The sequence below is a fragment of the Caballeronia sp. GAWG1-1 genome, from assembly GCF_023631465.1.
In the GTDB taxonomy this organism is placed as follows: Bacteria; Pseudomonadota; Gammaproteobacteria; order Burkholderiales; family Burkholderiaceae; genus Caballeronia.
Map to the genome: position 1 here is coordinate 16284 of NZ_JALQDB010000010.1, position 16994 is coordinate 33277.

Consider the following 16994-nt stretch of genomic DNA (forward strand, 5'->3'; position numbering starts at 1 on the left):
TATTTTTGAGACTGTCATAAATTGTCATTTCGAGGCGAAGACGATCTAATGGCATGGGTGCATCCATGCCTTTTGACCGCAACAAAAGCGCATTCGCTGCCGATGGCGAATTGCCAACAAATCTCGGCGACAAAAAGCATCCAGTTTCCGTGGATCAATATCGCGACGAGCGTCGCGGAAAACGAAACCGGCCTCTTTTTGCCAGAGACACCGCCAGACCGGTAAAATGCTGGGTTGATCCACGGAAGAACCCGTGGCGTTGCGGAAGGACTTTCCAGACATGACAGATTTTCGTGTAACCAGGCGGGTTGCTGCGGTCGTCGCAGTGGCAGGAATCGTGGCGGGTTGCGGCACGTCTTCACCTAACGCGATTAACTACAAGAGCGATCAGCGCTCCAAGCAGGAAACCCTCGCGAATCCGCCGAACCTGCTCGACGAAGCCGTCGATCAACGTTCGCTGCCGCCACAGGGCGGGCAGACATCCCTTTCCGATCTGCAGCAAGTCCAGAAGGTCGCACCCACCGCGCCCACGGTGGTGCCGCCAATCACGGGCATGCGCATTCAGCGCGATGGCGCCGAGCGCTGGCTCGTCGTCGACGACCGCGCGCCCGATCAGGTCTGGCCGCAGATCCGCCGGTTCTGGCAAGAGCAGGGCTTCTTGCTCGTCGTCGATCAACGCGATAAAGGCGTGATGGAAACCGACTGGAACGAAACGCATCCGCAAATTTCAGATGGCCTGATTCGCGACACGCTCTCCAAGGCCACGGGCAATTCCTATGTCACGGCCGAGCGCAACAAATACCGCACGCGTCTCGAAGCGGCGCCCAACGGCGGCACGTACGTGTTCATCAGCCAGAAGGGCATGCGTGAAGCGTTGACCGGCGTAAACAACGACACGAGCCAGTGGCAGGCGCGTCCGAACGACCCCGCGCTTGAAAACGAATACCTGCGCCGTTTGATGACTTCGCTTACCAACGCGGACACGCGTCAAGCGGGCGGCACGTCTTTGCCGGGCGCGACCGCCGCGGCGGCGAGCGCCAAGACTGGCGACAAGAAGGCTGCATCGGTTGCCGCGCAGAACGCGGCCAACGCAGGCAACAGCCCCATTCGCAACGAAGCCGTACCCGAAGCCACGACATCGGAGCTGACCCTGCCCGAAGCCTACGACCGCGCGTGGCTGCGCGTGGGCATCGCGCTGGATCGGGCGAACTTCACCGTGGACGATCGCGACCGTGGCCGTGGCGTCTACTATGTGCGTTACGTCGATCCGAACGACAAGACATCGGCCGAGCAGGGCTTTTGGAGCCAAGTGTTCCACGGCCGCAAGGAAATGGTCGCGAAGCAATATCAGGTCAACGTGCGCGCGGTCACCGAACAGCAAACACGCGTCGCAATCGTCGACGACAAAGGTCAGCTCGATTCGTCGCCGCAAGCGCGTCAGATCATGGCCTTGTTGGCCGGTCAGATCGGCTGAACATCGCGTTCGCAGCCTTCGGGCTCTCATCGTGTGCAAACCGCCTCGTCATCGAGGCGGTTTTTTTTCGTCAACCTTTCTCGGCGCGACAAGTTAAGCCGATAGCGAAAAAATCGGTCGTGCGATTGAACGCATATGCGAGCGTTCCGCGCTTATTGCGCAGAGGATTCTTTCTATCGCGCTATGTGCGCAAAAGCTTATAGAAAACGACCGAGTGGACAGTACATTACGTCATCGGCGAACACGGCACCGCGAAGCGCCGGTACAGGACAAACGAATAATGGTTCGCGTTCTCGCGAACCCCGATGGCCCCGTCGCCTATCCTCGTAGGGCGACGGTTTTTACCCGCGTTTCATTCGGAACGCGGGTTTTTTCTTTGTGGATCGAAAACGGCAGAGTGCGCCGCGCGCGGTTATGCTTCGCGTTCCATCCCAACATTGAAACGAGGAGAACACTTATGTCGGAAGTCGCAGTCGTCGCTATTTTTGTCGCGAAGCCAGGCAAGGAAGAGGAACTCAGGAAAGTGCTCGAAGCGAATGTCGAGCCGACTCGCAAGGAACGCGGCGCGTTGCAATACGACTTGCATCGCGATGTGAAGGAACCGCGCCGCTTCATCTTCGTCGAGCGTTGGGAAAGCGAAGAGGCACTCGCCGAGCACGGCAAGTCCGCGCATATCCAGGCGTTTCGCGCCAAGTCGCCGGAACTGGCCGAGCACGGCGAGGTTCACGTCGCAGGCAAGATTCTCTGAACTGCGGCGTGAATGAACGGCGCGGATGCCGTTGGGTCGTTAGTGCGTTTCGTGCGGGACGTCGAGGATCAGAATGATGGTCCAGTCCGCATCGCCGTCGTGATGATATTGACGCTCGGCCACGATAAACGGTTGCTGTTTGCCTGACGGCCCGAGGAAAAGCACATCGCCTTCCATCGGCAGACATTCGACCGGCGGCAGTGCCAGATAGGCGTCCTTGCTGGCGTTGCGCGGCATCAGTTTCTCGATTTTGCGCGATGCCGCCTCGGTCCATTCGATATCGAGCTGGATATTGCTCATGCTGTCGTTCGCACGGTCAGTGCGCTCCACGGTTGAATCGTTAAAAAGACGATGCGCAATGTAGCACACGCCATGCGCGATTCGTTCGCCACGTCTCAATGAACAAACGGCCCGCAGGCCGTTTGTTCGCAATGCACGTTCGCGATGAACGACTCAACCTTCGCGGGTCAGATCGCCTCGTAAAGCGGCAGGGTCAAAAATTCGGTGAACTGCGCCGAAGTCGACATCTCTTCGAAGATCTTGGCCGCGCGTTCGTAAGGCTTGGTATCGCTGCCCGCGCCGCCGACCAACTGCTTGACCTTCTCGAGTTCGTCGATGGTGATCTCCCGCACCATCGCTGCCGTGACCTTGCGGCCATCGTCGAGCTTGCCCTTCGGCGAACGAATCCACTGCCACACTTGCGAACGCGAAATCTCGGCGGTCGCGGCATCTTCCATCAGATTATGGATCGGCACGCAGCCATTGCCCGCGAGCCACGAACCGAGATAGTGAATGCCCACGTTCACGTTATTGCGCAAACCGGCTTCGGTGATTGGCTCTTCGGGACGGAAATCGAGCAGATCGTGTGAGCTCACCTGTACGTCGTCACGTTGCTTCGCGATCTGATTCGGCTTGTCGCCGAGCACTTTCACGAATTCTTCCATCGCAATGGGCACGAGTCCCGGATGCGCGACCCAGCCGCCGTCGTAACCGTCGGTGGCATCGCGCGCCTTGTCGGAACGTACGCCGCCCATCGCTTTTTCGTTCGCGGCAGGATCGTTCTTGATCGGAATCAGCGCCGCCATGCCGCCGATAGCCGGCGCATTGCGCTTGTGGCACGTCTTCAGCAATTCGAGCGCATACGCGCGCATGAAGGGCACGGTCATCGTGATCTTGGCGCGATCGGCGAGGCAGAAGTTTGGATCGTTCTTGAACTTCTTGATCGCGGAAAAGATGTAATCCCAGCGGCCTGCGTTCAGGCCGGAGCTATGTTCGCGCAGTTCGTACAGAATCTCGTCCATTTCAAAGGCCGCGAGAATGGTTTCGACCAGCACGGTCGCGCGAATCGTCCCGCGCGCAATGCCCACGCTTTCCTGCGCCGCGATGAAGATGTCGTTCCACAGACGCGCTTCGAGATGGCTCTCCATCTTCGGCAGATAGAAGTAGGGGCCGCTGCCGCGCGCGATCAGTTCCTTCGCGTTGTGATACAGGAACAGCGCGAAGTCGAAGATGCCGCCCGAGACGCGCTCGCCATCGACCGTCACGTGTTTCTCATCCAGATGCCAGCCGCGCGGACGCACGATCAACGTGGCGACCTGGTCGTTGAGCTTGTATGACTTGCCGTTCTGTTCGAGCGAGATGGTGCGGCGCACGGCCTCCATCAGATTGAGCTGGCCGGTGATCTGGTTGTCCCAACTCGGCGCGTTTGAATCCTCGAAGTCGGTCATGTACGAATCCGCGCCGGAGTTGAGCGCGTTGATGATCATCTTGCGCTCGACCGGACCGGTGATCTCCACACGACGGCATTGCAGGTCCTTCGGCAACGGCGCCACTTTCCAGTCGCCTGCGCGAATCGATTCGGTCGATGCGAGGAAGTCGGGACGCTCGCCTGCATCGAGCCGCCGGGTACGGTCGATCCGCGCGGCGAGCAGTTCGCGGCGACGCGGCTCGAAACGGCGATGCAGCGATGCAACGAGCGCGAGCGCCTCGGGCGTGAGGACGGTTTCGAAGCCCGGCTTGATCTCGGCCGCGATGCGCATGCCTTCGGGCAACGAGAGCGGATGCGATTGCGATGTCTGCGTCATGTTCAAATCTCCTTGGTCGGTCAGACGGTTTTGCTTGTAGCGGTAAAGCGGTAAATCAGTTGCGCGGCGCCCGGCGCGCACCACGTAAGGGAATGTCCTGTGGCTTGCATCCACCTTCGATGAATTCGATCAGTTCGGCCATGCCGCGTCCCGTTGCACGTGGCGCGAGCCCGAGTTCTTCCACCGGCAAGCCGGCGCGATTGATCCAGAACGTCGTGTAGCCGAACCAGGTCGCGCCCGCGATATCCCAGCCGTTCGACGACACGAACACGATCTCGCGCGCCGCCACGCCGAAAGCGCGCGTGCCGAGTTCGTACGCGGCGGCGGCGGGCTTGTAGGCGCGCACCGCATCGACGGAAAGCACGTGGTCGAAGAGTCCCGTCATGCCCGCGCTTTTGATGGCGATATCGAGCATCGGCGGATTGCCGTTGGACAGGATCGCGAGGGGAATGCCTGCGCGCTCGCGCCATTGTTTGAGCGCGGTCACGGTATCGGGGAACGCGGACAGGCAGGCGTATTCGTCCATCAGACGCTTCTCGGCGGCGCTGGTGAGCGCATCGGCAAGACCGAGGCGGGCGGCGGCGTGGCGCAGGGCATCGATCGTGATGTCCCAGAACGGCGCGTAATGGCTACCCGACGGATCGGCGAGCGTGCGCAACTGCGTGTATTCGATCTGCTTTTGCCGCCAGAGCTGCGAGAGCGGCTCGCCCTTGCCGGGAAACAGTTGCTCGGCCACCGAGACGACCGAGTGAACGTCGAAGAGCGTGCCGTAGGCGTCGAAAATCACTGCGCGAGGAGATGGGTGTGTCGTTATGGCCGACATAGCCGTGCGCTCCATGTAGAGGTCGGGTTGGATTGTATTGGTGATCGTAGTGAAGGAAAAAGCATCGCCGGATCACTTGATCTTTTACTTTTTAATACCTAATCTGAGCGCGAGTCCCGCATTTGACGAAAAAAACGCATGGATCGATTCAAGCAGATTGAGACGTTCGCGGCCGTCGCGGCAAAAGGCAGCTTGTCGGCGGCGGCGCAGGCGGAAGGCATCGCGCCCGCGGTGATCGGCAGGCGGCTCGACGCGCTGGAAGAACGGCTCGGCGTCAAGCTGCTCGTGCGCACGACGCGCAAGATCACGCTGACGTTCGAAGGCTCGGCGTTCCTCGAAGACTGCCAGCGCATCATCAACGACATGCAGAACGCGGAATCGAGCGTGTCGGCGGGCGGCGTGAAGGCGAGCGGGCATCTGCGCGTGTCGGCGCCGGCGGGCTTCGGGCGGCGTCACGTCGCGCCGCTCGTGCCGAAATTTACGACGCTGCATCCGGACGTTTCCGTGAGCCTCGATCTCACCGACCGCATGGTCGATCTCGTCAACGAAGGCTTCGATTGCGCCGTGCGTCTCGGCGAGTTGCCGGATTCGTCGCTCGTGTCGCTCAAACTTGGCGAGAACCGGCGCGTGTGCGTGGCGTCGCCCGACTATCTCGCGAAATTCGGCGAACCCGCGGACCTCGCGGCGCTTGCGCATCACAACTGTCTCGCGCTTGGGGCATCGGCGAATCAGCAGCGCGGCTGGGTGTTTCAGCAAGATGGCAAGGTAGTGACGATCAAAGTCTCCGGCACGATGGAGTGCTCGGACGGCGCCGTGCTGCACGAGTGGTGCATGGAAGGGCGCGGGCTCGCGTGGCGGTCGTGGTGGGAGGTGGGCGACGATATCGGCGCGGGACGCCTCGAGAGCGTGCTCGATGCGTTCGCCGCGCCGCCTATCGGCATCCACGCCGTTTTTCCGCAACGCCGGCACTTGCCGTTGCGCGTGCGTCTTTTTCTCGATCTGCTCAAGCATACGTATAACGCTTCGGGATACTGGGGATGAACCGCCCTTGATCGCGCGTTTGCGGCACTAGAATGAAAACACGCACCGACGCCCGAAGGAGGACGCCATGTTCAAACACATCCTTGTGCCGACGGACGGTTCCGAACTGTCGCAAAAGGCCATCGACGGCGCGATCGACCTCGCGCAATCCGTTGGCGCACGCATCACGGCTTACGCGTGCCTGCCGCAATACCCTTATTCGCCTTTCGCCGATGTCGCCGTCGAACCACCCGACGACTTCCACACGCGCGCCGAACGCGAAGCCCGCGATCATCTGCGCGCCGTCGAACGCGCGGCGATCGCGGCAGGCGTGGCGTGCGACAGCGTGACGAGCATCGACGCGGCGCCGTATATCGGCATCATCGAGGCGGCGGAGGGCAACGGCTGCGACGTGATCCTGATGGCCTCGCACGGCAGACGCGGGCTCGGCAGTCTCCTGATCGGCAGCGAGACACAGCGCGTGCTTACGCATACCAAGATTCCGGTCATCGTCTATCGGTGACAGGTCACGGTGAAATGAAAAACGGCGGCCATGTCGCCACGGCCGCCGTCGGTTTCACTGCGCTCCCTGATTCAGCCTGCCGCTTTTACGCGACCTTTTTGTCGAAGAACTGCTCGTCTTCCGTCGATCCATGCAGCGCGGTCGTCGATGCGTCGCGTTCGACCGTTTGCGTGACGGCATCGAAATAGCCAGTGCCCACTTCGCGTTGATGCTTGACCGCCGTGAAACCCTTGTCGGCGGCAGCGAATTCGGCCTGCTGCAGTTCGACGAAGGCGCTCATCTGCGAGCGGGCGTAGCCGTGCGCGAGGTTGAACATCGAGTAGTTCAGCGCGTGGAAACCCGCGAGCGTGATGAACTGGAACTTATAGCCCATTGCGCCGAGTTCGCGCTGGAACTTGGCGATGGTCGCGTCGTCCAGATTCTTCTTCCAGTTGAACGACGGCGAGCAGTTGTACGAGAGCATCTTGCCCGGGAACTGCTTGTGGATGGCTTCGGCGAATTTCTTCGCGTATTCCAGGTCCGGCTTGCCGGTTTCGCACCATACGAGGTCCGCATACGGGGCGTAGGCAAGGCCGCGCGACACTGCCTGATCCAGCCCCGGACGCGTGCGATAGAAGCCCTCCACGGTGCGCTCGCCGGTCAGGAACGGCTTGTCGTTGTCGTCGATGTCGGACGTGACGAGATCGGCGGCTTCGGCATCCGTGCGCGCAATGACGAGCGTCGGCGTGCCGCAGACGTCGGCGGCGAGACGCGCGGCCGTCAGCTTCGCGACGTTCTCACGCGTGGGCACCAACACCTTGCCGCCCATGTGGCCGCACTTTTTCACCGACGCCAACTGGTCCTCGAAGTGCACGCCCGCGGCGCCGGCTTCGATCATCGCCTTCATCAGTTCGAAGGCGTTGAGCACGCCGCCGAAACCGGCTTCGGCATCCGCGACGATCGGCGCGAAGTAATCGACGTAGCCGGCATCGCCCGGATTCTTGCCTTCGGACCATTGAATCTGATCGGCGCGCGTAAGCGTGTTGTTGATGCGCTTCACGACGAGGGGCACCGAGTTCGCCGGATACAACGACTGATCCGGATACATCTCGCCCGCGACATTGGCATCGCCCGCGACTTGCCAGCCGGACAGGTAGATGGCCTTGAGGCCGGCTTTCACCTGCTGCATCGCCTGATTGCCAGTCAATGCGCCAAGCGCGTTGACGAACGGCTCTTCATGAATCGACGCCCACAGCTTTTCAGCGCCACGCCGCGCGAGCGTGTGCTCGACCGGCACGGAGCCGCGCAGACGCACCACGTCCTCCGCTGAATAGCTGCGCTTGACACCTTTCCAGCGCGAATCCGTTTCCCATTCCTGATGGAGTTGTTGGGCTTGCTGTTGACGTGAGGTCATGGCGTTTCTCCTTGAGATTGAACTGAGTTCCTTGGCGGTTTGAGCTTCGTGCGCCGACGTCGGCGGTTTCGTTTGCTCAACTCTTATATAAGAGTCTAGGCAAATTGCCGCACGCAACACAGTCCCTGCAGAGAGATTTTCGGATAATAATTTTCGTTATAATACAATGAGATGGAGCAATATTTCCACGATGCGGAATACGATTTTCCATCTTGCAACGCCCGACGTTGTGCCGCGCAGCACATCTTTTGCGACGCAAAAGATCATTGCACATCGTGAAATATGGCGAGCGGACAAAAAAAACCGACGCGCGAGGCATCGGTTTTTTTTGTGCAATCGGGCAAAGGGCTTTTATAGCCGCTCTGCCCTTTAAGCGATCGGGGCTTAGCTGCCGCGGCGCGGGGCGCGCGGACCATCGCTGCGACGGGCGAAACCGTCGCGCTGGCCACCGAAACCGCCATCGCGCGAACCACCACGATAACCGCCTTCGCTGCCGCCGGCGTTGGCGCCGCGATAGCCGCCGCCTTCACCGCGATAACCGCCTTCGCGCGAACCGGTGCTCGGCTTGTTACCGTAGCCGCTGGCGTTGGATGCGCCGTAGCCACGGCCACCGCCGTTACCGCTGCCGCCATTGCCACCGCCGCTGCCGAAGCGACGACCGCCGCCATTGCCGCCACCCGGACGACCACGGCCGCCAGCGCCGCCACCGAAACCACCCTTAGGCGGCGACTTGCGCGGCTCGAAGCCGACCACGACGTTCACCGGCAGCGGCGAACGCACGAAGCGCTCGATACGCTTCAGCGCGCCGATTTCAGCGTAATGCACGAGGCTCACCGCGATGCCGCTGCGGCCTGCGCGACCCGTGCGGCCGATACGGTGCACGTAGTCTTCCGCGAACTTCGGCAGATCGTAGTTGAACACGTGCGTAATGCCGGGAATGTCGATACCGCGTGCAGCCACGTCGGTCGCGACCAACACGCGAACGCGCTTTTCGCGCAGCGCGCGGATCGTGCGATTGCGTGCGCCTTGCGGCAGGTCGCCGTGCAATGCGGCGGAATCGAAGCCAGCGTCCGACAGACGGTTGGCGATCAGGTCCGCGTCGCTCTTGGTTGCCGTGAAGACGATTGCCTGATCGAGGCCTTCGTCGCGCAGCAGATGGTCGAGCAGACGATCCTTGTGATCGCGGTCATCGACGTAATGCACGTGTTGCGCGATGTTGTCGCGCGCTTCGAGCTTCTGAACGATCTCGATGCGCTCAGGGTCCTTCAACAGACGGCCGGTGAGCGAAGCGATCTTGCCGTCGATGGTGGCCGAGAACAGCAGCGTCTGACGCGAAGCCGGCGTGGCGGCAACGATCGTTTCGATGTCGTCGATGAAGCCCATGTCCAGCATGCGGTCGGCTTCGTCGAGCACGAGCATGTCGAGAGTCGACAGGTCGATACGGCCACGTTCAAGGTGATCGATCAAACGACCCGGTGTGGCGACGAGAATCTCAGGGTTCTTCGCAAGCAGCATCAATTGCTGGCCGTAAGCCACGCCGCCGAGAATGCTGACCGTGCGCAGACGCTTCAGATGACGACCATAGGTCGTCGCGGCAGCGGAAACCTGCATGGCGAGTTCGCGGGTCGGCGTGAGCACGAGCAGACGCGGGCGCGCGACGGGTTGCTGACGGCGCACCGGCTTGGCATTCGGGTCACGCGGGGCGCGCGGTTGCTGCGCCTGGAGCTTCTCCATTTGCGCGAATTTTTCGATGGCGGGCAGCATGAACGCGGCCGTCTTGCCCGAACCGGTCGGGCTGGAGACGAGCAGATCGCGGCCGGCGAGCGCTGCGGGAATCGCGCGCTGCTGAACCGGCGTCGGCGACTGATAGCCTGCGGCGGTCAGCGCGGAGACGATGTCGGCGGACAGGCCAAGCGACTCGAACGTCGGGCCTTCGGGTTGTGCCACGGCTTGTACTGCGGGTGCTGCGGGGAGGTCTAGTGCTTGTGCTGCGATGTTGTCCAACGGGCTGGGGGTAATGCTCGAAGTCATGTCGATCCTTGAAACGGGAAATGAGGCGTCGGCGCCAATCGGCATACCCAGGTCGTTGGATTCAGCGAGCGAAGAAACAGCGAGCAAATCGAAAAACGGGGGCCACTCGCACGCATACGCGGCGAGAATCTTTTTAGAAGCTGTATAGGATACGGCAGACCCGAGGGGCGCTGACGTCAGCCTGATGCATGACGGGCCGATAGATGCGAACAACACAACGCGCTAATACAACACGCAGACGGCCTGGCAGGGAGGGGACAGTTTCTAAACTGGATTGGGGCAAAACGCTACGAAACGCTTTGTTGCTCGGAGGATCACCGATCTTGCTTGGGTCTTTCTCGGGTGATGCAACTTACAGTCAAGCGCTGACCGCTAGTATATCGTAGTTTGTTGCACCGCGCCACATGATGAAGCACCTGCGCGCCAATTTCGGGCATTAAAGCGCGCCGGCATACTTGGTTCGTGAATTAGTCAGCGTCGCCGCGTCTGAGCGAATAGACCAATTCCACGTAACGCCGCTTGGCGTCGTCGGCGGGTGTGCCTTTGAGCGCGGCCCAGGCTTCGTACTTGTACTTGCCGGCGATATCGGTGAAGCCTGGCTTGTCGCCTTGAACGTCGCCGAGACTGCCTTGCTTGAATAGCGCATACAGGCGCAGCAGCGTGAGATTGCCGGGGCGCTCGGTCAACTGCGTGACATCATTCTGCGCCTGGGCGAATTGCTGATCGATCTCGGTCATGCGCGGTTCTCCTGCGAGTCTTTGGGCTGCCGATCTTAGCAAGCGCATTCTCCCGAATGGGTCGAGGTTTTCTTCGAACCGAGCGAAGCCTCCAGAGACCACGCATCGTCGAAAACGCGTCGCGCCGATTCAGATGGCGCGAAAGCGTCGCGGGTCCCGCATTACAATACCGGCTATGACACGCACCGTTCTGCTCGCCCTCGATACCTCGACGGAGTTCTGCTCCGTTGCGCTCTTGCTCGCCAATTCCTCGTCTCCTTCCGATACCGTCGCCCCGCAATACGTACACGACGACCTACGCGTCTGGTATCGCCACGAGGCGACGGGCGCGGTATCCAGCACGCGGCTGCTGCCCGCGGTGCGCGAGTTGTGCGAGGACGCTGGCGTCACGCTTGCCGAATGTTCGGCGATCGCGTTCGGCGCGGGTCCGGGCTCCTTCACGGGATTGCGCACCGCGACAGGCGTCGCGCAGGGTTTGGCGTTCGGCTTGAACGTGCCGGTCGTGCCCGTGAGCACGCTCTTCGCATGCGCACAAGCGGCGCGCCTGCACGACGCAGCGCTGCCAGCGCGCGTGCTCGTCGCACTCGATGCACGCATGGACGAAGTCTACTGGGCCGACTTCGAGTTCGACGATGCAACGGGCGCATGGCGCACGCTGCATCCCGCATCGCTCGATGCACCGGCGGCCGTACCGCTTCCCGATGTCCCCTTTGCGCTCGCGGGCAACGCCGCAACGGCTTTTGGCGAACGTTTTCCCGCGCTTTCAGCCGCGACGGTCGTCGATCGTCATGCCTTGCCGCACGCGCTTCCCGTCGCGCTGATCGCGCTTCGCGAATGGCGCGCGGGACGGGCGATTGCACCTGAACTCGCCGCCCCCGACTATATCCGCGACAAGGTGGCGCAGACGACGGCGGAGCGCATGCAGGCGCGCGCCGCATCGGACGAGGGGGCGCTGCGGTGAGCGGCGTGCTGCTGGCGGACCGGTATCTGACGCCGATGACCGAGGCCGATCTCGACGAAGTCGCCGCCGTCGAAAAGATGGCGTACGAGTTTCCGTGGAGCCGCGGCAATTTTCAGGACTCGTTGCGCAATGGTTATTACGGCGTGTGCTTGCGGCATGTGACGGGCTCGCTCATCGGCTATTGCGTGCTGATGCCGGTCGTCGATGAAATGCATCTGCTCAACCTGTGCGTCGCGCCGAGTGCGCAGCGCGCTGGAGCGGGGCTCACGCTGTTGCGCGAGGCGGTGCGCATCACGCGCACGGAAAAGCTCGAAGGCGTGTTGCTCGAAGTGCGGCCGTCGAACCCGCGTGCCATTCAGCTTTACGAGCGCTTTGGCTTCGTGGCCATCGGGCGCCGGAAAAATTATTATCCCGCGCGGCACCGTTCGCGCGAGGACGCAATCGTCATGCGTCTGTCGTTTCCGAAGGAGAGTGCGCATGGCGCTCGATGATCTGCTTGTGGAAGAACTCGGCTTCGGGCCGGTGTGGGTGCGGCGGCGGGTGAGCGACGCGGGTGGCGCGTCTTCGGCTTCCTTGACGTTGCCATCGGAAGTTGCAGTCGAGGCGCGGCTTTCGCGTTCGTCGCGTGGCGAAGTGGCAAGTCCGGATGCGGATAAGGCGGCATCGTTGGCTTCGAAAACATCGGAGGCGCGGTTGACGCCTCTTCCGGCGGCCAATCCACACGATGCATCAGCGACGCGTCGGGGAGATGTGGCGAGCCCAACCTCGCGCGATTCGCTGCCGAACCAAGCGCCTGAAGGTCTTGCGCAAGACGCATCGCCTGAGGCTTCGGCCCACCAACCGCGCACACGCGAATCCGAAGCCGAAGCCGTCACTCGCGCCGATCGCGAACCAAGGCCGCCTCAAGACCACGAAGCCCCTTTCGAAGCCTACGACGATCTCCCGTGGACCGACGATGCGCCGTTTTACGCACCGTCGCCCGCCGCAGCCGACGCCCCGAGCGACATCCATACGCTCGATTGGGACACGCTCGCCGCGCGCGTTGCCGGTTGCGAACGTTGCCGCCTGTGCGAGCGCCGCACCAACACGGTGTTCGGCGTTGGCGACCGCGAAGCGGATTGGCTGCTCATCGGCGAGGCGCCCGGCGAGAACGAGGACAAGGAAGGCGAACCGTTCGTCGGCCAGGCCGGCAAGCTGCTCGACAACATGCTGCGCGCGCTCGAACTGTCGCGCGAGTCGAACGTCTTCATCACCAACGTGTTGAAGTGCCGTCCGCCCGGCAATCGCAATCCGGAACCCGAGGAAGTCGCGCGCTGCGAGCCTTATCTGCAACGTCAGGTCGAGCTCGTGAAGCCGAAAATCATCGTCGCGCTCGGGCGCTTCGCGGCGCAGAGTCTTCTCAAGACAGACGAAAGCATCGCGTCGATGCGCGGCCGCGTGCATGAATATCGCGGCGTGCCGGTGGTGGTCACGTATCACCCCGCGTATCTGCTGCGCAGCCTGCCCGACAAGGCCAAGGCCTGGGCGGATCTGTGCCTCGCGCGCGGCACGTACCGGGATGCGCTCGCCGCGCTCGGCGTCGAGGCGGGCGCGCAGGAAGGACGAAAGGGCGGCCGCTGATGTCGGCGCCATCGCCGGATTTCGCGCGCATCGTCGATGGTTTCGGCGACACGACGGTGCGGGATCTGGCGTGGCTGCTACTCTCGCCGGACCTGCTCGACGAGCATCATGCGGGCGCGCGGCTCGCTCATCCCTTCGACTCGGAAGCAATGCGGCGAACGACGCTCGCGTGGCTCGCCGAACTCGATGCCGCGCCCGACGCGCTCCACGCCCACACGCGCAACCCAAAGAGCACGCGGCTCGGCATCTATGCGGAAAGCCTGCTGGAATTCTTCCTGGCGCACGGGCCGGCGGCGCGCCTGATCGCCGCGAACGTGCAGATACGGCGCCAGCGTCGCACCATCGGCGAATGCGATTTTCTGCTCGAAACGGCGGACGGCGCGCGGCTGCATTGGGAACTCGCGGTGAAGTTTTATCTGCATATCGGCAAACCTGTCGCGCAAGGCGGTGGCGAGATCGACGCGCCGTCCGGTGCGCGTCTGCCGGAACGCTTCGTCGGTGAACGCGCCGCGCAAGGCGGTGGCGATATCGACGCGCCGTCCGGTGCGCGTCTGCCGGATCGCTTCGTCGGTGAACGCGCCGCGCAAGGCAGTGTCGATATCGACGCGTCGTCAGGCGCGCGTCTGCCGGATCGCATCGTCGGTGAACGCGCCGCGCAAAACGTCGGCGCTGACGCCGCGTCGCCAAGTTCACGACTTTCCGACTACGTGGGACCGAACTTGCAGGATCGCTTCGATCTGAAACATGCGCGCTTGCTGACGCATCAGTCCACGCTGACGGCGCGCCCTGAGTTCATCGCGCTGGGTTACGAAGGACCGTGGGAGCCGCGCTTGTTCATCAAGGGGCGTCTCTTTTATCGCGATGAAGGCGTCGCGAGCGCGCCTGAAATCGGCGAGCAGCATTTGCGCGGCTGGTGGATGACGGCATCCGACTGGCGCGAGAAGCGTGGCACGGCAAGCAATGCCTGCGATGAGCGCGCGTGGATCGTGCAGCCACGACTCGCGTGGCTGGCTTCGCGGCGGCTCCGCGCAGACGATGCTGACGCGTTGTTGGCCGAGGCATCGGTGATTCATGCGCGTCTGCAAGAGATTGCCATGCCGACGATGATCGCGGCTTATCGACGCGATGAAGCGGGCAACTGGAGCGAGGAATCGCGCGGCTTTATCGTGCCGGACGACTGGCCGGAGCGCGCGCGAATTTTCGCGGCGGCGCGGTTATAGAGCGTTCCGGCGCGCGCCGACCGCTACCACCAGCGATAAAAATGATGCACCGGCCCGACGCCGTGCCCGACATCGAGCCTCGCGCTCGCTTCGATCGCGCCCGTGAGATAGCGCTTCGCTTCAGCCGCTGCGCTCGCGAGATCGTCCGTTTGTGGAATCAGCGCCGCAATCGCCGACGACAACGTGCATCCCGTCCCGTGTGTATTCTTGAGCGGCACGCGCACACCGTTAAGCCGCATCGAACCGCTTGCCTCGACGAGCCAGTCGGGACTATCGGCCGAAACAAGATGGCCGCCTTTCATCAGCACCGCGCGCGCGCCGAGCGAGCGCAACGCTTCGCCCTGACGGACCATTTCGTCTTCGTCGACGGCCGGCGTCGAGCCGAGCAGCGCCGCCGCCTCCGGCAGATTCGGCGTCACCAGCGTGGCAAGCGGAAGCAGTTCGTCGCGCAACGCCGCCACCGCTTCCGGCGCGAGGAGCGCGTGATTGCTCTTGGAAATCATCACGGTATCCAGCACGACATGCGTCGGCTTATGCCGCCTGAGCGCATCGGCGACGGCGCGCACGATATCCGCGTTCGCCAGCATGCCGATCTTCACCGCGTCGATGCGAATGTCGTCGAACACGGCATCGAGTTGCGCGGTGATGAACGCCGCTTCCGGCGCATGCACGGCCGTGACGCCGCACGTGTTCTGCGCCGTGAGCGCCGTGATGACGCTTGCGCCGTACGCGCCGAGCGCGGAGAACGCTTTCAGATCGGCCTGGATGCCCGCGCCGCCGCCCGAGTCGGAACCGGCGATGGTGAGCACGTTGGAGATGGTTTTCGTATCGGCCATAAGGTGACGGTGAGGTTCAGGCGCGTTCGATGATCTCGCGCAAGACGCGCGACGCGTCGCGGGGATCGGCCGCCTTGCAGATTGCGGAGACGACGGCAAGACCCGCGGGTTTCGCGCGCATGACATCCGCGGCATTGTGCGTCTGAATGCCGCCGATCGCCACCGTGGGCAAACACGCATCGGCGACGAGCGCAGCCAGGCCATCGATACCGCATGGCGCCGATGCATCGGTCTTCGTCGGCGTGGCGTACACCGGTCCCGCGCCGAGGTAATCGACGGTTCCTCGTAGCGCGTTCGCCGCGTCGAGTTCGGCGCGATCGGCCACCGACAAACCGATGATCGCATCCGCGCCCAGCAAGCGTCGCACGGCGTCGGCCGGCAGATCGCGCTGCCCGACATGCACGCCATCGGCGCCGACTGCGAGCGCGACATCCACCTGATCGTTGATGATGAGCGGCACGCCATGCGCACGCGTGAGCGGCAGCAGATCGCGCGCGAGCTCGTACCACGCGCGCTTGTGCCACTCGGGCGCGCGTAATTGCAAGATGGTCGCGCCGCCTTCGAGCGCCGCGCGCGCCACGGCAAGCGCCGCGGCGTGTCCGCCGCACTGCACGGGATCGAGCACGAGATAAAGCGAAAGATCGAAGGAAGGCCGCATTTGCCGAGCGATCAGGAAAGCGCGACGTCGCGCATGACGAGCGTCTGCCCGAACGCGTTCTCGTCGAGTGAGGCCAGCCGGTCGAGATACGCGACCGCGAAACTGCCGGGCAGGGCGGCATCGCGCGCGGCGAGTTCGCCCGCAATCGTCGTATGGGCGATGGCCGCGACCGTCGCCGCGAAGTGTTCATCGCGCGATGTCGCGGTGGCGATGAACGCCGCGACCGTCGCCGAGAGCGCGCAGCCCACGCCGGTTACGCGCGTCATCAGCGGCGAGCCGTTCGAAAGCGCGACGACCTGCCGGCCATCGGTGATGTAGTCGGTGGCGCCCGTCACCGCGACGACTGCCTGCGTCCTGAGCGCGAGGATCTGGGCGGCGTCGAGCGCGGCGTCGGTGGCGGCGGTGCTGTCCACGCCGCGTCCGCTTGCAGCGCCGCCCGAGAGACTGATGATCTCGGATGCGTTGCCGCGTATGACCGCTGGCGTGAGATCGAGCAGTTCGAGCGCGAATTCCGTGCGGAACGTGAGCGGGCCGACCGCGACCGGGTCTAGCACCCACGGCTTGCCGGCGCCGTTGGCGGCATCGACGGCGGCACGAATCGCGCGGGACTGCGGGACGTCGAGCGTGCCGAGATTGACGGAGAGCGCGCCCGCGATCGGCGCGAATTCACCGACTTCCTCGCGCGCGACGACCATGGCCGGCGCGGCGCCGATGGCAAGCAGCACGTTGGCCGTGAAGTTGGTGACGACGAGATTCGTCAGGCAATGCACGAGCGGCGCATGACCGCGCACGCGCGTGACGAAGGAATAGAGATCGGCGGAAAGCATGATGGAAGAAGATTAGCCGATGCTTACGAGCAAAGCGTG

General features: G+C 63.1%; 17 protein-coding genes. 8 read left to right on the top strand and 9 right to left on the bottom strand.

What is annotated here, in order from left to right; translation table 11 throughout:
- Positions 1 to 280 precede the first annotated feature (280 nt).
- Positions 281 to 1474 carry an NlpB/DapX family lipoprotein gene (gene bamC, locus NCT03_RS06130; protein WP_250492252.1) on the top strand — a complete coding sequence of 398 codons (1194 nt, stop codon included), beginning with the start codon at positions 281 to 283 and terminating at the stop codon, positions 1472 to 1474.
- A 457-nt stretch (positions 1475 to 1931) separates the two neighbouring features.
- Positions 1932 to 2222, top strand: a complete 291-nt coding sequence (locus NCT03_RS06135; RefSeq protein WP_244827725.1) for a putative quinol monooxygenase — start codon at positions 1932 to 1934, stop codon at positions 2220 to 2222.
- A gap of 39 nt (positions 2223 to 2261) precedes the next feature.
- Here the strand turns inward: NCT03_RS06135 and NCT03_RS06140 are convergent, their stop codons facing one another.
- The 3 genes from NCT03_RS06140 to NCT03_RS06150 form a co-directional block, all read right to left on the bottom strand.
- Positions 2262 to 2522, bottom strand: a complete 261-nt coding sequence (locus tag NCT03_RS06140; RefSeq protein ID WP_244828011.1) for a DNA-binding protein — start codon at positions 2520 to 2522, stop codon at positions 2262 to 2264.
- Between the two features lie 167 nt (positions 2523 to 2689).
- Complete coding sequence (gene aceB, locus NCT03_RS06145; RefSeq protein ID WP_250464451.1) at positions 2690 to 4306, bottom strand: malate synthase A; 1617 nt, start codon at positions 4304 to 4306, stop codon at positions 2690 to 2692.
- A gap of 55 nt (positions 4307 to 4361) precedes the next feature.
- Positions 4362 to 5129: a haloacid dehalogenase type II gene (locus tag NCT03_RS06150; protein WP_250492253.1), complete on the bottom strand. Its 768-nt coding sequence runs from the start codon at positions 5127 to 5129 to the stop codon at positions 4362 to 4364.
- Positions 5130 to 5267: 138 nt separating this feature from the next.
- On the opposite strand from NCT03_RS06150, the gene NCT03_RS06155 reads away from it, so the two are divergent.
- Positions 5268 to 6170, top strand: a complete 903-nt coding sequence (locus NCT03_RS06155) for a LysR family transcriptional regulator (RefSeq protein ID WP_244827728.1) — start codon at positions 5268 to 5270, stop codon at positions 6168 to 6170.
- Between the two features lie 67 nt (positions 6171 to 6237).
- A complete protein-coding gene (locus NCT03_RS06160; RefSeq protein ID WP_244827729.1) occupies positions 6238 to 6672 on the top strand; it encodes a universal stress protein in 435 nt (144 codons plus the stop codon).
- Between the two features lie 85 nt (positions 6673 to 6757).
- Here NCT03_RS06160 and aceA read toward each other — a convergent pair whose 3' ends face one another.
- The 3 genes from aceA to NCT03_RS06175 form a co-directional block, all read right to left on the bottom strand.
- On the bottom strand, positions 6758 to 8065 hold the full coding sequence (gene aceA / locus NCT03_RS06165; RefSeq protein WP_244827730.1) for an isocitrate lyase: 1308 nt from the start codon (positions 8063 to 8065) through the stop codon (positions 6758 to 6760).
- A gap of 384 nt (positions 8066 to 8449) precedes the next feature.
- Positions 8450 to 10096 (bottom strand): DEAD/DEAH box helicase, encoded by a 1647-nt coding sequence (locus NCT03_RS06170; protein ID WP_244827731.1) that lies wholly within the window; start codon positions 10094 to 10096, stop codon positions 8450 to 8452.
- A gap of 467 nt (positions 10097 to 10563) precedes the next feature.
- Positions 10564 to 10833: an acyl-CoA-binding protein gene (locus tag NCT03_RS06175; RefSeq protein ID WP_250492254.1), complete on the bottom strand. Its 270-nt coding sequence runs from the start codon at positions 10831 to 10833 to the stop codon at positions 10564 to 10566.
- 175 nt (positions 10834 to 11008) lie between these two features.
- Between NCT03_RS06175 and tsaB the strand changes: the two genes are divergently transcribed.
- The 4 genes from tsaB to NCT03_RS06195 are packed head-to-tail and all read left to right on the top strand — an operon-like array spanning position 11009 to position 14634.
- On the top strand, positions 11009 to 11794 hold the full coding sequence (tsaB, locus tag NCT03_RS06180; protein ID WP_250492255.1) for a tRNA (adenosine(37)-N6)-threonylcarbamoyltransferase complex dimerization subunit type 1 TsaB: 786 nt from the start codon (positions 11009 to 11011) through the stop codon (positions 11792 to 11794).
- Positions 11791 to 12285 (top strand): ribosomal protein S18-alanine N-acetyltransferase, encoded by a 495-nt coding sequence (gene rimI / locus NCT03_RS06185; protein ID WP_250492256.1) that lies wholly within the window; start codon positions 11791 to 11793, stop codon positions 12283 to 12285. Before tsaB ends, rimI begins: the two co-directional genes overlap by 4 nt.
- A complete protein-coding gene (locus NCT03_RS06190; RefSeq protein ID WP_250492257.1) occupies positions 12272 to 13414 on the top strand; it encodes a uracil-DNA glycosylase in 1143 nt (380 codons plus the stop codon). Before rimI ends, NCT03_RS06190 begins: the two co-directional genes overlap by 14 nt.
- On the top strand, positions 13414 to 14634 hold the full coding sequence (locus NCT03_RS06195) for a DUF1853 family protein (protein WP_250492258.1): 1221 nt from the start codon (positions 13414 to 13416) through the stop codon (positions 14632 to 14634). The genes NCT03_RS06190 and NCT03_RS06195 overlap by 1 nt, the downstream gene beginning before the upstream one ends.
- Before the next feature lie 23 nt (positions 14635 to 14657).
- Here NCT03_RS06195 and thiD read toward each other — a convergent pair whose 3' ends face one another.
- The 3 genes from thiD to thiM are packed head-to-tail and all read right to left on the bottom strand — an operon-like array spanning position 14658 to position 16955.
- On the bottom strand, positions 14658 to 15470 hold the full coding sequence (gene thiD / locus NCT03_RS06200) for a bifunctional hydroxymethylpyrimidine kinase/phosphomethylpyrimidine kinase (RefSeq protein WP_250492259.1): 813 nt from the start codon (positions 15468 to 15470) through the stop codon (positions 14658 to 14660).
- A 16-nt stretch (positions 15471 to 15486) separates the two neighbouring features.
- Positions 15487 to 16128 (bottom strand): thiamine phosphate synthase, encoded by a 642-nt coding sequence (thiE, locus tag NCT03_RS06205; RefSeq protein ID WP_250492260.1) that lies wholly within the window; start codon positions 16126 to 16128, stop codon positions 15487 to 15489.
- An 11-nt stretch (positions 16129 to 16139) separates the two neighbouring features.
- Positions 16140 to 16955 (bottom strand): hydroxyethylthiazole kinase, encoded by an 816-nt coding sequence (gene thiM / locus NCT03_RS06210; protein WP_250492261.1) that lies wholly within the window; start codon positions 16953 to 16955, stop codon positions 16140 to 16142.
- Between the last annotated feature and the right edge of the window lie 39 nt (positions 16956 to 16994).

Excerpts from the sequence above, each read along its gene's own strand:
- NCT03_RS06175 (WP_250492254.1), bottom strand. The coding sequence starts at position 10,833 with ATGACCGAGATCGATCAGCAATTCGCCCAGGCGCAGAATGATGTCACG.
- thiD (WP_250492259.1), bottom strand. The coding sequence starts at position 15,470 with ATGGCCGATACGAAAACCATCTCCAACGTGCTCACCATCGCCGGTTCC.
- thiM (WP_250492261.1), bottom strand. The coding sequence starts at position 16,955 with ATGCTTTCCGCCGATCTCTATTCCTTCGTCACGCGCGTGCGCGGTCAT.
- NCT03_RS06160 (WP_244827729.1), top strand. The coding sequence starts at position 6,238 with ATGTTCAAACACATCCTTGTGCCGACGGACGGTTCCGAACTGTCGCAA.
- NCT03_RS06170 (WP_244827731.1), bottom strand. The coding sequence starts at position 10,096 with ATGACTTCGAGCATTACCCCCAGCCCGTTGGACAACATCGCAGCACAA.
- aceB (WP_250464451.1), bottom strand. The coding sequence starts at position 4,306 with ATGACGCAGACATCGCAATCGCATCCGCTCTCGTTGCCCGAAGGCATG.
- aceA (WP_244827730.1), bottom strand. The coding sequence starts at position 8,065 with ATGACCTCACGTCAACAGCAAGCCCAACAACTCCATCAGGAATGGGAA.
- NCT03_RS06150 (WP_250492253.1), bottom strand. The coding sequence starts at position 5,129 with ATGTCGGCCATAACGACACACCCATCTCCTCGCGCAGTGATTTTCGAC.
- thiE (WP_250492260.1), bottom strand. The coding sequence starts at position 16,128 with ATGCGGCCTTCCTTCGATCTTTCGCTTTATCTCGTGCTCGATCCCGTG.
- NCT03_RS06195 (WP_250492258.1), top strand. The coding sequence starts at position 13,414 with ATGTCGGCGCCATCGCCGGATTTCGCGCGCATCGTCGATGGTTTCGGC.
- NCT03_RS06190 (WP_250492257.1), top strand. The coding sequence starts at position 12,272 with ATGGCGCTCGATGATCTGCTTGTGGAAGAACTCGGCTTCGGGCCGGTG.
- tsaB (WP_250492255.1), top strand. The coding sequence starts at position 11,009 with ATGACACGCACCGTTCTGCTCGCCCTCGATACCTCGACGGAGTTCTGC.
- NCT03_RS06135 (WP_244827725.1), top strand. The coding sequence starts at position 1,932 with ATGTCGGAAGTCGCAGTCGTCGCTATTTTTGTCGCGAAGCCAGGCAAG.
- NCT03_RS06155 (WP_244827728.1), top strand. The coding sequence starts at position 5,268 with ATGGATCGATTCAAGCAGATTGAGACGTTCGCGGCCGTCGCGGCAAAA.
- bamC (WP_250492252.1), top strand. The coding sequence starts at position 281 with ATGACAGATTTTCGTGTAACCAGGCGGGTTGCTGCGGTCGTCGCAGTG.
- NCT03_RS06140 (WP_244828011.1), bottom strand. The coding sequence starts at position 2,522 with ATGAGCAATATCCAGCTCGATATCGAATGGACCGAGGCGGCATCGCGC.